The sequence below is a fragment of the Pseudomonas sp. LBUM1663 genome (assembly GCF_059695905.1).
This window is the reverse complement of sequence record NZ_CP166792.1, coordinates 2,028,898-2,043,507: the sequence shown is the minus strand read 5'-3', so window position 1 is coordinate 2,043,507 and position 14,610 is coordinate 2,028,898. Positions and strand designations below refer to the sequence as shown.

Sequence of the window (14,610 nt, the reverse complement as noted above, 5' to 3'; positions counted from 1 at the left end):
CGGGTTCCGTCGAGTTTCATTGGCGCAGCGCAATTTACTGTCAGGTTCCCGACTTGAGCTTGGTCCATGCACGGGTGCGAGCGCGTTCTGCACTGGACGGCAGTGGCACCAGTGTGAATAGAGAAGTCTGGATGTCGGCGGCGGGGTAGAGATTGGGGTTGTTGCGTATTTCCGGGCTGACCAGGGCAGTGGCGTCCTTGTTCGGGTTGGGATAGCCGACGAAGTCGCTGATTGGGGCAATCACCTGCGGCTGCAGCAGGTAGTTGATAAAGGCATGGGCATCATCCGGGTTCTTCGCATCCTTGGGGATGGCCAGTACGTCGAACCAGACCGGTGCGCCTTCCTTGGGCAAACGCATGTCCACCACCACGCCGTTACCGGCTTCCTTGGCGCGATTGGCCGCCTGGGAGAAACTGCCGGAATAACCCACGGCCACGCAGATGTCACCATTGGCGATATCGGTCATGTATTTTGAGGAGTGAAAGTAAGCGACGTTGGGGCGTATTTTTTTCAGCAGGTCCTCGGCCTTCTCGTAGTCCTTGGCCTGAGTGCTGTTGGGCGGCAGGCCCAGGTAGTGGAGGGCGATGGGGAACATATCCGTCGGCGAATCGAGAAGGGCTACGCCGCACTGCTTGAGCTTGGCAATGTTCTCTTCCTTGAAAATCAGATCCCAGCTGTCCACCGGCGCGTTCTCGCCGAGTGCAGCCTTGACCTTGGCCGGGTTGAAACCGATCAGTACGGTTCCGTACATGTAAGGCACGGCGAAGCGGTTGCCCGGATCATTGGCCTCGATCAGCTTCATCAGTTGGGGGTCCAGATGATTCCAGTTGGGTAGCTTGCTGCGGTCAAGTGGTTGGAAAGCGTCGGCCTGAATCTGCTTGGCGAGGAAACTATCGGACGGGACCACCACGTCATAGCCGGAGTTGCCGGTGAGTAGTTTGGCCTCTAGGGTTTCGTTGCTGTCGAAGATGTCGTAGACAAGCTTTGCGCCATTCTCTTTCTTGAAGTTGTCCAGGGTCTGCGGGGCGACGTAGTCGAACCAGTTGTAGACACGCAGGGTGCGCTCTTGCGCGTTAGCGTTAGCGTTAGCGTTAGCGTTAGCGTTAGCGGCCAGCAGGCCTAGGCTGCAGATCGTAGCAAGGAGCGAACGGGGGAGTTGATGCTTGATCAATTTCTCACAGCGTTGGGTGGTAGTGCTCACTCGTTCGGCTGCCAGCGCCGGGCTAAAAAGCATCGTCACAGCTTTCAGCAGGACGGCACGCAGGTTGCCGACTCCAATGCGGGCGGTGTGCCAGGACAAATAGTCCGCTGCTTTAGCGATTTTTTGCCACGGCTGTTGTTGCTTGTACTTCATAGAACCACCTTTTGAATTATTGTCTTTGGCCTAGCTCCACATGAATTGTTGCGGTTGCTCGAAGCACAATCAATCTATATAAATTACCGAGAAAACAGGCAGAAAAACTAAATAGTAGGCCCAAATGCCCTTGCCTCCGCTCCATGCGTTTCGCGTATTTGAATGTGTTGCAAGGCTGGGCCATGTCGGTGCGGCCGCGGCTGAACTGCATGTCACCGCCGGGGCTGTTAGCCAGCAGATAAGAGCGTTACAGAGCTCACTCGGCATTAGTCTTTTCTACAAGCAGGGCCGCCATTTGGTGCTGACCGAACGAGGCCTAGCGCTACAACGCTCGGTAGCCCGCGGCATTGGCGAGATCACCGAGGGAGTGCGACAGATTTCCGAGGCGTACTTCCAGGAACCGGCGAAAAAAATTCTGACCATTTCCACGGAGCCGATTTTTGGCGCGGCCTGGCTGATGCCGAACTTGTTCGCCTTTCGTGCAGACCATCCGCACATTCACCTGCGCGTCATTACTGCCGACGACATCAGCGAGGTGGACTGGCGCAGGGCCGATATCGCCGTGCTCTACGACGCTCCGACGTGGGAGGGTTTCTGGTGGCGGCCACTGCAAAGCCTGCATATGTTTCCTGTCTGCTGCCCGCAATTGCTGCGTGGACCACGCGCGCTCAAGCAGCCGTCCGACCTAATTCATCACCGCCTGTTGCATGAGGATGACGGCGCTCAATGGCGGCGTTGGCTGCTTGAGGCGCGCTTGCCTTACCCAGGTGATGCCGACGTCCATCTGGAAGACTTCGGCATTGCCCTGCAGGCGGCGCGAGATGGCTATGGTGTAGCACTCAGCGACGAGATCAACTCGTTACGCGATTTGGATGAGGGACGCCTGGTACAGCCCTTTGCACTGAAGGTGCCGACAGGAATGGACTATTTCTGCATCTGCAACGAGGAGAGTCGCGATATCCCTGAAATAGTTTTGCTCATCGATTGGCTGATCGAGCAGGCAAAGATAGTCCCGGTCTATCCGTAAGCGTCGTTACGGCGGTTTAAAGTTCACATGGTTCAGCACAAGGCTGAATGGTCTCGGGATTTTCATGGGGCTTGAGCGGCTACTCTTGGCCGATTCTGTTGAAAAAGTAGCTCCCTTGCCTGGCCTGCGGCAAAATCTCATCATTGGCCGGCGGGGATCACACAGCATGATGGGACAGTTATCGAGTGGGCAGGGGCGACTGTTTTACTCGTTCAACCTTGAAGATCACATCCCAGCCAATTACCTCCTGCGCAGCATTGATCAGTGTCTTGATCTGAGCGACCTGCGCCATTATCTCGCCGATTTCTATTAGCCCGATTGGGCGGCCGTCGATTGATCCCGAACTGATGATTCGCATGCTGATCGCGGGTTATTGCTACGGCATTCGCTCAGAACGGCGGTTGTTCGAAGAGGCCTATTTGAACCTGGCCTATCGTTGGTTCTGCCGATTGAGCCTTGAAAATGAAGTCCCAACCATTCGACGTTTTCCAAATATCGACACGGCCGTTTTCGGGACAGTGACCTGTTTCGCTGGTTGTTCAATGAAGTGCTGCGTCGCTGCATGGACGCAGGCCTGGTCAAGGACGAAGGCTTTGCCGTGGACGCCAGCATCATCAAAGCGGATGCGAGTCGGCAGCGCGGCGTAGCGGGTGATGAACCGGTCAACGGGAGCGAACCGTCCCTGAGCACCCGCGCCGTGCGTGAGTACCTTGAGGCACTCGATGAAGAGGCTCTGGCCGAAACGCTACCGAAGCGCCTGTCGCTGACTGATCCTTAAGCCCGTTGGACCGCTGCTCCGGGAGGCCCAGCGTTCTTCGCCTATTCCACGAGCTATCTGATCGATACCGAACACGGCGTCATCGTGGATGTGGAACCCACACCGGCTCATCGAACGGCCAAGGTCGAGAGCACCAAGACAATGGTGATCGTGTCGAAGAGCGGTTCGACATCAAGCCGGAACGCCTCATCGGCGATACCGCTTACGGCACAGCGCCGATGTTGGCCTGGATGGTGGAGGAAAAAGACATCTAGCTGCATGTGCCGGTATGGGACAAAACCGAGCGCAAGAACGACAGCTTTTCACGCAATGATTTCCACTGGAATGAAGAAGCTGAGGAATACCGCTGTCCGGCCGGCAACGCATTGCGCAGCGAATGGCGAGCCTTCAAGCATGAGCGTTCGCACGTCACGAAAGCCAACACCATCATCTTCCGATCCAGTCAGACCGACTGCGTAGCGTGTCCGATGAAAACCAAGTGCTGCCCGAACACTGCGTTCCGCAAGAATGCTCGCAGCGTCCATGAAGCCGCTCGTGATGTGGCTCGGCCCATTGCAGCGACGCCGGCGTATCAGCTCTTGCCACGAACGTAAAAAGGTCGAAATGTCGTTTGCCCACCTCAAGCGCATCCTGAAAATTGGATCGCCTATGACTACGTGGCTTGAGGGGAGCGACCGATGAGTTCACGCTGGCCGCCGCGGTGCAGAACCTGCGACGGCTGGCAAAATTTACATCTCAAGGGCCACCGGTCACGGGATAGGTGCGCCTGCACTAAGCAAAAACCCTCAAACTAACCCAGTAACAGAGCAGCAAAGTCAACGAAGGGCCGAGAAACCACTCAATGTGATGAGTAGGTTCTCCAATGTTGGTCGTGCCTGAGTTCAGGCGAACTGAAAATCCGACTTTTTCAACAGAATCGGCCAGAAGCAGACCTTCAAAGAACTGAAACCTGTAGCCCGCCAATGCCCGTAATAACTCAGTTGCCCTTCGGCTTTTTCGTGGGCGGAAGCGCTTCAATCCCTAAAATCGCACCCTCCACAGTTTGCCCGTAAAAACATTGATCCCCGCGGTGAAACGTTTTGGCCGTGGTGGCAACGTTACCCTTGAAACGCGGATCTTGCGGGCGCTCCTGACTGTTAACGTAGGCGGCTACATCCCAAGCCTGTTGCGGAGTGAGTTGTACAGCCTTTCCCAGCGGCATATTGTCGAAAATGAATTGGGCGGCTGTATCGATGCGATGCATGCCGGCCCCCCAGTTATAGGAGTCATCACCCCACAGCGCAGGCATGATCGGCACGGGTCCCATCTTGGTGCCCTCTCCTCTCGCGCCATGACAAACAGCACAGTAATCAACGTATACCTGGCGCCCTCGGTCAGGAGAAGGCGGTGACTGGGATGCCGGCAAAGCAGCGAACCCTCGACCAAGGATGTTCTGACGGCCGATAGTTTTAATCTTTTGCGCTATCAGCTCAGGTAGCTCAAATGTTTTCTCGTTTCCACCCAATTGCAACTCGCTGTCAGTAAGTTCAGGAACGGGTGTGTCGGCCATACCGGATTTATCAAGCAATCCCCCCATCAGCATCCAGTACGAATAAGCGGATATCGCCAACACTTCCGGCGAGCCCAATGCCGGTGCCTTGCCGTTCATGGAGTAAATGAAACAGGCCTGGACGCGCTCTGCAAAAGTATCGACATGATTATCTTTTGCGCGAAATAATGGATAGGCGAGATAAGCTGCCCATAACGGAGCCGAATAGGCTTTTGCGCCGTTGCTCAAATGGCAATTGGTGCAATTGAGTTGATTGCCGACGTAACTGCCCTTCAGTTGTTGAGTGTCAACAAACAGTTCATATCCTCGGCGCACCTTGTCGCCAAATTCTCCTTCGGGGACCTTTGTCAGCTCCCGAGGTACGAAGTCGACGGGCGCAACGCCCTTGGCCTGTGCCGGAACTTGAGCACTCATGTCTGGCCCCTCCGCCATCGCCAGTAATGGAAAAGCTATCCACACCGCCATCACCACATGCCATGTCGTCATCGACCTCTGCTCCTTATCGAATGTTTGAGAGGTAGCCAGACAATGCATCTATGTCATCCGCGCTCAACTTCTGAGCTATGTTGCCCATCATGTTGTCGGGATCACCGCTTCGCTGCCCCTGTTTCCAGGCCATTAGCTGCTCTTTCAAATAAGCCGCTCGTTGTCCGGCCAATCGAGGGAATGGCCCCCTACCGATGGCGCTGGGACCGTGGCAGCTATAGCAAGCCGGGAGATCGCGCAGCAGATCACCCTGGTAGTAAAGTTGCCCAGCAAGCGTGTTCTCTATTTGCTCGCCACGTAGTCGCAACTTGGGCGTTGTGCCCTGCCCGGCGAAATACGCTGCGACTTGATTGCGTAAGTTCAAATCGCTATAGCCTTGCGCAACGGCCGACATCACCGGATTGCTACGCCGTCCAGCAATGAAATTCTCGATCTGGGCACTGATGTAGGGCACGGAAAGTCCGGCAAGCATTGGGCCTAGGGGCGTTCCTTCACCGTTTGCGCCGTGACAGGCGATGCAGGCCTGAACGTCTGACGGTGTTTCGAGCGCCCTCACCTCTGCTACCACGCACACCAAAAGCACGATCACCTTTGAAATCGGCATATCGCTTCTCCAGCTCATGAGCGAAGTCACTAATAACCTAGTACAGATAATTGAAGTGGGCTCCACTGTTGATCACCAAAGGCGGCTGCCATGCACAACTCCTGTTTTGACCTATAGTGAAATCCCACGAATGTTTTAACTAAGTCCGTATCCCTAACCACGCTACTCTCGCCCAGACGGCTGGCCCTACCGTGTCTGATATCAGGTTTTTTAATTCCTGGGAGGGGAAATGCCATGAAAGAAACAAAGTCTTCCATCAGTCTGAATGAAGACATCTGTGTTCATATTTTTGTCGCCTCATCCGCAATGGTCGGCGTCTGCATTACGGTAATCGGGATTTTTCAAGTGGTGACCACGTTGAGAAAAGAGGGAACGCTGGGTGATGACTTGCTTGCGATCAATGCCATTTTCTACCTGATCACAACGATTCTGTCGTACTGGTCATTGCGAACCAGACAGTCCAACCGTAATCACCTGTTGGAAAAATTTACTGACGGGCTTTTTCTGGCCGCTTTGACCTGGACGACGGGAGTTGCAGGCTTTATCACATGGGCGATGACATTTACGTAGTTATATAAAAACACCGCCTGAACAGCGCTACTTCAACTATCGGAGCAGTAGTAGATACAATTATCTGCTGACCAATGCTCACCCTTCAGCGCCTCCAAAATGGGCAAAAAAGGAAGCCGGTCTGGCTATCGGTGGAATCTGGCGTGAGAACGCAATCAATCTGGCGCACTGACGCATGACACAGAGCACCGGCCTGATTAGCGTGTGTGCACACCAATAAGAAGGAAGGCATTGATGACTCATCCACTCTCCCAAAGAGTCGTAGCAATCACCGGGGCATTGGGTAATCTGGGCGAAACCCTGGCCCGGATGGCCGCGGCCCAGGGCGCCCATCTGGTCTTGATCGATCAAGCAGCATCGGCGATACCTTCATCGTCGGAGCTGCTAGTGCTACCCGGTGTCGACCTGACTGCTTTTGCCGACTGCGAGGAAGTGGCGAGACGCATCCAGGCGCATTTCGGTCGGCTCGACGGATTGGTCAACGTGGCGGGAGGCTTCGCCTGGGAAACCGTGCAACATGGCGAAACACAAACATGGGATCGGCTCTTCGAGCTGAATGTGCGTACGGCATTGAATGCCAGCAAGGCCATGCTGCCGCTGATCCTTCAGTCATCGAATGGTCGCATCGTCAATATCGGTGCCGGCGCAGCGGCAAAAGCCGGGCTGGGAATGGGGGCCTATGCTGCGTCCAAATCCGGCGTCTTGCGTCTCACTGAAACCCTCGCCGAAGAGCTCAAAGACAAGGGAATCACCGTCAACGCCGTGCTGCCGAGCATCATCGACACACCGCAAAATCGCCACGCCATGCCCGATGCCGAGCATGATCGCTGGGTGACGCCAGCACAGCTTGCAGCGGTCATCCTGTTCCTGCTTTCGGACGCGGCATCGGCCGTCACGGGTGCTGGTATTCCGGTCACGGGTCGGGTCTAGTTCGCAGACGGGCGTCGCTCGCCGTGGCGATGCCCGTGCTGTTAGAATCCGGGCCCCAACCGGATCACCGGACTTCTGTACCCCATGCGTCCCGCTACTTCCAGTGCAGCTTTCGTCAATCACGTCCTTGATATCGCCGAGCAGCATGGCTGCGACGGTGAAGTGTTGCTTGCCAGAATCGGCCTGCAACGGGAGCGTTTGTCCGATCCGATCCTGCGCATTCCCATGCATCAACTCAGAACACTGCTGGCGCTTTCGGCGTCCATGAGCGGACTGCCGCATTTCGGATTACTGGTGGGTGCAGCGGTGCGCCCGGGGACCTATGGCGTGCTTGGTTATGTGTCGATGACCTGCGCCACCCTCGGCGAGTCGATGAGCATGATCCGGCGATTCGGCAAGATCGTTTTCGACAGCCCGTCGAGCCAGACGCACATTGCTATCAACGACGGCCGCGCGTTGATAGAAGACCAGCGCATCAGCGAACTGGAGCCCTACTGTGCCTTCTACCAGGAAGCGATACTGACTGGGTGGGCCGCTTTTGGTCGCTGGTTGATTGCCAGTAACGCCCCCTTGCTCGAAGTCACGATGATGCATCCGGCGGTAGGGGACCCTTCCCACTACGAACGTTTCTTCGGTTGCCCGGTGCAGTTCGGCGCCAGTAGCAACACCCTGGTATTTCCCGAATCGTTGCTCAAAACCCGGGTGCAGGGCGCAGATCTGCGCACTCACAAAAGTCTGTTGCTGGAGGCCACCTTGCAACTGGGTCGCTCCTACGCCCCGTTGTCCGTGATTGGCCGCCTGCGTGCATTACTGGTGGAGAACCTGTCCGTCGGCGACTTCAGCCTCGAAAACCTCGCCAGCCACCTCGCCATGTCGCCGCGCACGCTGCAGCGCAAACTGGCAGCCGAAGGCGAAAGCTTCACCCAGGTGCTGGAGACCATTCGCATGGAACTGGCTGACCATCATCTGCGCAGCACCGATACCAGCATCATGGATATCGCGTTGACGCTTGGCTTCTCGCAGGCCAGCGCTTTCAGTCATGCCTACCGTCAAGCTCGGGGTATTTCGCCGGCGGATTTTCGCAAGGCACTTCCCAAACAATAAATTGGCGCCATTCAACATGCACCCTGACGCCCAGCGTCAAGCCGTTGGACGAGGATCAGGTTAGCTTCCTTGCTACATAACAAGGAGGCAGAAAATGCCCAATGCCATCGTCTACGCGATCCCCGCGTTCATCATGCTGCTTCTGCTGGAGTTGCTTTGGAGCTTCTGGCGTCGCCGTCAGACCTTTGCCTTGAGCGACAGCCTCTCGAGTATCTCCCTCGGCCTGGGTGGCCAGGTTCTGAACATCTTTGCCAAAGGGCTTAACATCGGACTGTATTTGCTGGCGTACAAATACCTCGCAGTCTTCGAACTTTCCGCCTCGCACTGGTGGGTCTGGGCCATCGGCCTGATCGGCTACGACTTCTGCTACTACTGGCATCACCGCATGGGCCATGAAACCAATCTGGTCTGGGCGTCCCATGTCGTGCATCACTCCAGCGAAGAGTTCAACTACTCGACCGCCATGCGTCAGACCAGCACGGGTTTTTTCACCAACTGGTTCTTCTACTGGCCGCTGGCGATCATCGGTCTGCCACCGATCGTGTTTATCGTCAGCGGTGCCGTCGTGCTGGGCTACCAGTTCTGGATTCACACACGGCATATCGGCAGCCTCGGCTGGTTCGACTATTGCTTCGCCTCGCCTTCCAATCACCGCGTGCATCACGGTCAGAACGACTACTGCGTGGACCGCAATTACGGCGGTGTCCTGATGCTGTGGGATCACCTCTTCGGCAGCTTTGCCAAGGAACGGCCGGCGCATGAGGAGCCGATCATTTATGGCATCCATGGGCAGCTCAAAACCTTCGATCCGATCAAGGCAAACCTGCACAAATACCTGGGCCTTCTGGAGGATTTCCGGCTGGCGGACAACTGGGCAGATCGCTTCAAAATGTGGTTCGCCCCACCCGGCTGGAGGCCTGCCGCAGCGCATCGCCTCAAGCCCCACCCGCCACATGACATCAGCGCGTTCCGCATCTACCGTCCGCGTATTTCCAGCGCAACTGCGCTCTATTGCTTGCTACAGATGGTGCTGGTCATGCCTTTGGGGCTGAGTTTCATTGCCCTGGCTTTCCAGCTCGGCCTGCCCTGGCAAGTGCTCGGCGCGGCGTGGATTCTGGCCTCGCTGTGGGTACTGGGGCGCACCCTCGAAAACGCACCGGGCCATGGTCGGTGGCAAGTGTTATGGCTTTGCTCGTTGGCCATCCCAGCTGCAATCGCCCACCTGCAATGGGGTTTGCCGATTGCCTGGGTAGCGACGCTGTTCTGTGTGGCCAGTCTGGTGCTGCTGGGTACGCTTGTGCGTTCGCTGCGCCGTCCGTTGCCAGTGGAGGCGTGAGTCATGACCAGCGTGATGTGCGAACTGCTGCTGTGCATCGCGTGCCTTTGGGCATGCGCAATCAGCTTTAAAGACCGACAAGGCTGGCGGGCGATTGGCTTCCTGCTGATTGCGACTACCGCAACGGCCGGCGCCCTGGTGTATGCCGAACTTGAGCAGGTGCAGCCTGCGCATCAAGCCATGTCGGCTGTTTCCGGACGCATCGCCCTGCTGTTGATCGCCGTTGGCTGCTTGCAGCGAACGCCCCATCGGCTGCTGTTGATCGCCAGCGCCGCAGTCCTGCTGTGGGTCCCGGAGCAACTGGCCTTGGCCGGCAACCTGCTCGCACTGGTCGCCATCGCCTGGCCAGGCCGCTCGCGACGCTGGCTACTGGCGGTCGCAGGCAGCCTGCTGTTCATTTTTGCCGGACTGGTGGTCGGTACCCGTGGCGAATGGCATGGCATCGCTCGCCTCGATATCTATCACCTGACATTAATGCTGGCGGCGCTTTCCTGGGGGATGGCCCGCCTTGTCAGTACACGACCGCTATCGCGCTCGCCTGCGACCCCGTCTCGCTGACGGCTGCGCGGATCGAATGGAGGAAACCATCACGATGTGAAAGCGACACGCCGCTTCAATAAGTACCTCCGGGCGCCAAAATGGCGCCCCGGCTAATGACGCAAACAATAATAATCAGTCGTTGGAGCAGTTCAGATGGAATCCAATTCCCGCAAGCGATGCTTGCAGGCCGGGTCCGCCCTAGCCTGTGTTTTCCCCTTGATCCTCAGCGGACAGTCAAGGGCTGCCGAATTCAGTTTCCTCGACAATCAGGTCACCGGCTCATTGGACACGACGGTGTCCTACGGCGCGCTGTGGCGTGTGCAAGGCCAGGACAAGACCAACAATGACGTCAACTCAAACGACGGCAACAGGAATTTCAGTCCCGGCCTCGCTTCAGAGGTGTACAAGATCACCTCCGACCTGGGGGCGACCTACGACAATTACGGTCTGTTCGTGCGTGGTTCAGCGTTCTATGACACGCAGATCATGGACAAGCGCAACAACTATTACGACCACAACCAGCCGCCGCAGCCGAGCCAGTCCTATCCGCAGAACGATCATTTCACCCAGGAGACCCGCGACATTGCCGGCAGTCGCGTGGACATCCTAGACGCCTACGTCTACGGCAACTGGGACATTGCCGAGCACCCGGTGACAGCACGCCTGGGTCGCCAGGTGTTCAACTGGGGTGAAGGCCTCTTTTACCGTGGCGGGGTGAACACGACCAACCCGGTGGACTCTTCCAAATTCCGCCTACCAGGCGCCGAAATCAAGGAAGTACTGATGCCGGTGGAAGCTGTCAGCTTCAACATCGGCTTGACCGATAACCTGTCGATGGACACGTTTTACCAGTGGAACTGGCAAGAAACCCGTCTCGATCCCGTAGGGACATTTTTCTCCGAGACCGACCTGTTCGCCGACGGCGGCAACACCGGGTATACCCGCGTCAACGCATTCTCCAACCCGACGTTCCAGCGCCTCTACCCGCAACTGGCCGCCAGCCATTTTGCCGGATTGCAGGGTACCAATTACCTGGACCCCAACGGCTACTTCAAAGTCTCCAACATCGGCCAGGACATCAATGCGAAAAACGATGGCCAGTTCGGTGCCGCCTTCCACTACATCGCCGAGCAACTCAACTCGACCGAGTTCGGTTTCTACTTCGTCAACTACCACGCCAAGGATCCGGTGATCTATGCCGATTTGAACCCTGCGTATGCCGGCGTCAACATGAACCAGATGGCGGGCCTGGGTGGTTTCTCTTCGTACAACAGCCTGATCAACGCGGCCGCCACGGGCAACGCCAACGCGATTCAGACACTGGGCCTGGTCAACGGCGCAGCGGCGGTGGACCTGGCCAACCAGACCACGGCCAAGCGCGAATACGTTGAAAACATCCGCATGTACGGCCTGAGCTTCAACACCACACTTGGCGATGCCTCGCTGTTCGGCGAGATCGCTTATCGCCCCAACATGCCAATCGGCGTCGCCACCACCAACGACCTGCTGGGGGACATGCTGGCCCAGGCAGGGAAGATCGTCAGTGGTCAGACGGTCAACGTCGGCGGGCAGCAGGTTGCCCTCGGCGGCCAAATCCACGACTACGAGCGCGTGGAGGCTTTCAACAGCTCCATCGGCAGCCTTTACAACTTCGGCCCGGCGCTGTCGTTCAGCTCGTTGATGGGAGTGATCGAGGTCGCGGCCGAGCAGATACGCGGCAGCAGCCTGCAATACACCGCCTATGACGGGTCGACCCGCTACTACTCCGGGCGCTCCAACGGCGCCTATGTCTCGGGCTTTGACCGCAGCGATCAAGTCAACCGCAACGCCTATGGCGCCACCGTCATGTTGACGGGCACGTGGAACGACGTCTTCGCCGGGGTGAACCTCTCGCCATACGCCGTCTACAAGGATGACTTCAGTGGTAACTCCTACCAGGCCGGCAATTTCATCGCCGGGCGCAAGGCCTACACGCTGGGTTTAAAGGCCGCCTACATGAACAGCCTGGAGGCGGAGTTGCAGTACACCTCGTTCTATGGCGCCGGGCAGGAAAACGCTGCGCGCGACCGCGACAACGTTGGTTTCAACGTCAAGTATTCCTTCTGAGTTCAAGGAGAAAAATCATGAGCAATATGCGCATTCTGGTCAGCAGCGCGTTGGCCCTGGCCCTGGCCAGCGCCAGCGCGATGGCGGCGGTTTCCCCGCAAGTCGCGGCCACTCTCCAGTCATCCCTGACGCCACTGGGCGCGGAGAAATCTGGGAACGCGACGGGCACCATTCCGGCCTGGACCGGCGGAATAACGCAGGCGCCGGCAGGCTTCAAGCCGGGGCAACACCACATCGATCCTTTCAAGGACGACAAGCCGCTATTCACCATCACCAAAGCCAATCTGGAGCAGTACAAGAACAACTTGACGCCCGGGCAAATTGCCCTGTTCAACAACTATCCAGAAACTTACCAGATGCCGGTCTATACCAGCCGTCGCAGTGGCTCGGCGCCGCAGTCGGTGTACGACAACACCTTTAAAAATGCCACTACGGCGAAACTGGTCGCCGATGGCAACGGCTTCGTCGATGCCGTTGGCGGCATTCCGTTCCCGATCCCGCAGAGCGGTGTGGAAGCGGTGTGGAACCACATCGCTCGCTACCGGGGCGTTTACGCCATACGTCGCTCCGCCGAAGCAGCAGTCCAGCGTAACGGCGACTTCACCCCTGTGATCAGTGAGCAAGAAGCGTTATTCAAGTACTACCAGCCGGGTGCAAGCTACGCCGACCTGGGCAACATCATGTTTTATTACCTGGCCTTCACCAAGAGCCCGGCGCGTCTGGCGGGCAGTGCCTCGCTGGTTCATGAAACCCTTGATCAGGTCCAGGAACCGCGTCAGGCCTGGGCCTACAGCGCCGGTCAGCGTCGCGTACGACGCGCGCCCACTCTGGCCTACGACACCCCCATCGCCTCCTCCGACGGGCTGCGTACGGCTGACGATACCGACATGTATAACGGAGCCCCTGACCGCTTCAACTGGAAGTTGCTGGGCAAGAAAGAGATCTACATTCCCTACAACAACTACCGGTTGTCTGCGGCTGATGTGAAGTACAAGGATCTGCTCACACCCAATCATCTGAACCCGAAATACACGCGCTACGAACTGCACCGGGTGTGGGTGGTCGAGGGCACGCTGAAACCAGGGTCCCGGCACATTTATTCCAAGCGGGTGATGTTCCTCGACGAAGACAGCTGGGGCGCGGCGGAGGTCGACCAATATGACGGCCGTGGCGAATTGTGGCGTGTATCGCTGGCCTATCTGAAAAACCACTATGAACTGCCCACGACGTGGACATCCATCGATGCCTTCCATGACTTGCAGGCGCGTCGCTATGTCGCGCTGAACCTGGACAACGAGGAGCCGACCGGCATCGACTTCGGCCAGGCGATTCCGGATGGCGAATACTTCAGCCCGGCCGCGCTGCGGCGTCGCGGGACCCGATGATTCGACGGTAGCCCAACACTCGCCGCACCAAGGCATCCTCGATGGCGTGGCGAGTTGCGGCTTCCCTGGTTTGCGGGGCGCTCATCATGTTGCGCAGCACGGCTGCTGACGGCATGGATCAAAAACGAACGCCTCTTCGATTCCGGTGCTGTTCTGACAGGAGCCGACCCTGCACTTAGCAATTTAACTTTCCTGTCGCTGACTTGGACGATGCGTTCGCACACGCAGAGGACGTCCGCCAACATACCCGGCGCTTGGTGTAACGCTAAACTTTGCCATCCTATCGTACCCCGAGGAAGACCATGTCTCGCGCCTCCCGTTCTCTCAGATACTTCGCGGTTTATCTCATGCTGCTGGGGCTGGCGCTCGTGCTGGTGCCCAACCTAATCATCACGCTATTCGGGATGGCACCGACATCTGAAGTGTGGATCCGCGTGGTCGGCGTGCTCGCTTTCAACATCGGGACCTATTACTGGTTCGCCGCTCGCAGTGAATGCCTTGAGGTTTACTGGGCGTCAGTCTATACCCGCGCCCTGGTGCTGGTGAGCTTCACGGTTTTCGTAGCGTTACAGTTGAGCGAACCGGTGCTGATGCTATTCGGGGTCGTGGATTTTTGCGGTGGCGTCTGGACCTGGCGCGCCTTGCGCAGCAGAAGCACGGCGTGATTGCTCATCGCGGGCTGCCACTGCGAAGATTTTGCATACCTTCCCAATGACGGTAACGGTCCGAATCTGCCTTTCATGACAGGCTGCTTCCCGCAGACGCTGTGTAAAAAAATGTTTTTCAGCGCAATTGGAGCCCAGTGTTCGACTGAAAAACGCGTTTCTACGTACAAAACTAA

Annotated in this window: 12 protein-coding genes and 1 pseudogene; 10 read left to right on the top strand and 3 right to left on the bottom strand. The window is 57.4% G+C overall.

The genetic code is table 11. The annotated features are described in order from the left end of the window. Positions 1-40: 40 nt before the first annotated feature. On the bottom strand, positions 41-1,354 hold the full coding sequence (locus ACA075_RS09250; protein ID WP_497298197.1) for a polyamine ABC transporter substrate-binding protein: 1,314 nt from the start codon (positions 1,352-1,354) through the stop codon (positions 41-43). 124 nt (positions 1,355-1,478) lie between these two features. Between ACA075_RS09250 and ACA075_RS09245 the strand changes: the two genes are divergently transcribed. Together ACA075_RS09245 and ACA075_RS09240 are read left to right on the top strand one after the other, a co-directional pair. Beyond that, a complete protein-coding gene (locus tag ACA075_RS09245) occupies positions 1,479-2,381 on the top strand; it encodes a LysR substrate-binding domain-containing protein (RefSeq protein ID WP_497298196.1) in 903 nt (300 codons plus the stop codon). Positions 2,382-2,547: 166 nt separating this feature from the next. Beyond that, positions 2,548-3,919 (top strand): annotated as a pseudogene (locus ACA075_RS09240) (transposase). A gap of 216 nt (positions 3,920-4,135) precedes the next feature. Here ACA075_RS09240 and ACA075_RS09235 read toward each other — a convergent pair. Next, the gene (locus ACA075_RS09235; protein ID WP_497298195.1) at positions 4,136-5,194 is read right to left on the bottom strand and encodes a c-type cytochrome; all 1,059 of its coding nucleotides are present in this window, start codon (positions 5,192-5,194) and stop codon (positions 4,136-4,138) included. Between the two features lie 13 nt (positions 5,195-5,207). Then, complete coding sequence (locus ACA075_RS09230; RefSeq protein WP_497298194.1) at positions 5,208-5,798, bottom strand: c-type cytochrome; 591 nt, start codon at positions 5,796-5,798, stop codon at positions 5,208-5,210. A 234-nt stretch (positions 5,799-6,032) separates the two neighbouring features. On the opposite strand from ACA075_RS09230, the gene ACA075_RS09225 reads away from it, so the two are divergent. From ACA075_RS09225 to ACA075_RS09190, 8 genes are all read left to right on the top strand, one after another. Further along, positions 6,033-6,368, top strand: coding sequence for a hypothetical protein (locus ACA075_RS09225; RefSeq protein WP_497298192.1), 336 nt, complete (start codon positions 6,033-6,035; stop codon positions 6,366-6,368). A gap of 234 nt (positions 6,369-6,602) precedes the next feature. Next, positions 6,603-7,298, top strand: a complete 696-nt coding sequence (locus ACA075_RS09220; RefSeq protein WP_497298191.1) for an SDR family NAD(P)-dependent oxidoreductase — start codon at positions 6,603-6,605, stop codon at positions 7,296-7,298. A gap of 84 nt (positions 7,299-7,382) precedes the next feature. After that, complete coding sequence (locus ACA075_RS09215) at positions 7,383-8,402, top strand: AraC family transcriptional regulator (RefSeq protein ID WP_497298190.1); 1,020 nt, start codon at positions 7,383-7,385, stop codon at positions 8,400-8,402. 94 nt (positions 8,403-8,496) lie between these two features. Further along, the gene (locus ACA075_RS09210) at positions 8,497-9,738 is read left to right on the top strand and encodes a sterol desaturase family protein (protein WP_497298189.1); all 1,242 of its coding nucleotides are present in this window, start codon (positions 8,497-8,499) and stop codon (positions 9,736-9,738) included. A 3-nt stretch (positions 9,739-9,741) separates the two neighbouring features. Then, a complete protein-coding gene (locus ACA075_RS09205) occupies positions 9,742-10,296 on the top strand; it encodes a hypothetical protein (RefSeq protein WP_497298188.1) in 555 nt (184 codons plus the stop codon). Positions 10,297-10,431: 135 nt separating this feature from the next. Then, on the top strand, positions 10,432-12,384 hold the full coding sequence (locus ACA075_RS09200) for a DUF1302 domain-containing protein (RefSeq protein WP_497298187.1): 1,953 nt from the start codon (positions 10,432-10,434) through the stop codon (positions 12,382-12,384). A gap of 17 nt (positions 12,385-12,401) precedes the next feature. After that, a complete protein-coding gene (locus tag ACA075_RS09195; protein WP_497298186.1) occupies positions 12,402-13,769 on the top strand; it encodes a DUF1329 domain-containing protein in 1,368 nt (455 codons plus the stop codon). 302 nt (positions 13,770-14,071) lie between these two features. Next, the gene (locus tag ACA075_RS09190; protein ID WP_497298185.1) at positions 14,072-14,434 is read left to right on the top strand and encodes a hypothetical protein; all 363 of its coding nucleotides are present in this window, start codon (positions 14,072-14,074) and stop codon (positions 14,432-14,434) included. Positions 14,435-14,610: the final 176 nt, after the last annotated feature.

What these genes read in the sequence shown, in the direction of transcription:
- ACA075_RS09200 (WP_497298187.1), top strand. Translation starts at nt 10,432, where the DNA reads ATGGAATCCAATTCCCGCAAGCGATGCTTGCAGGCCGGGTCCGCCCTA.
- ACA075_RS09205 (WP_497298188.1), top strand. Translation starts at nt 9,742, where the DNA reads ATGACCAGCGTGATGTGCGAACTGCTGCTGTGCATCGCGTGCCTTTGG.
- ACA075_RS09210 (WP_497298189.1), top strand. Translation starts at nt 8,497, where the DNA reads ATGCCCAATGCCATCGTCTACGCGATCCCCGCGTTCATCATGCTGCTT.
- ACA075_RS09235 (WP_497298195.1), bottom strand. Translation starts at nt 5,194, where the DNA reads ATGACGACATGGCATGTGGTGATGGCGGTGTGGATAGCTTTTCCATTA.
- ACA075_RS09250 (WP_497298197.1), bottom strand. Translation starts at nt 1,354, where the DNA reads ATGAAGTACAAGCAACAACAGCCGTGGCAAAAAATCGCTAAAGCAGCG.
- ACA075_RS09195 (WP_497298186.1), top strand. Translation starts at nt 12,402, where the DNA reads ATGAGCAATATGCGCATTCTGGTCAGCAGCGCGTTGGCCCTGGCCCTG.
- ACA075_RS09230 (WP_497298194.1), bottom strand. Translation starts at nt 5,798, where the DNA reads ATGCCGATTTCAAAGGTGATCGTGCTTTTGGTGTGCGTGGTAGCAGAG.
- ACA075_RS09245 (WP_497298196.1), top strand. Translation starts at nt 1,479, where the DNA reads ATGCCCTTGCCTCCGCTCCATGCGTTTCGCGTATTTGAATGTGTTGCA.
- ACA075_RS09215 (WP_497298190.1), top strand. Translation starts at nt 7,383, where the DNA reads ATGCGTCCCGCTACTTCCAGTGCAGCTTTCGTCAATCACGTCCTTGAT.
- ACA075_RS09190 (WP_497298185.1), top strand. Translation starts at nt 14,072, where the DNA reads ATGTCTCGCGCCTCCCGTTCTCTCAGATACTTCGCGGTTTATCTCATG.
- ACA075_RS09220 (WP_497298191.1), top strand. Translation starts at nt 6,603, where the DNA reads ATGACTCATCCACTCTCCCAAAGAGTCGTAGCAATCACCGGGGCATTG.
- ACA075_RS09225 (WP_497298192.1), top strand. Translation starts at nt 6,033, where the DNA reads ATGAAAGAAACAAAGTCTTCCATCAGTCTGAATGAAGACATCTGTGTT.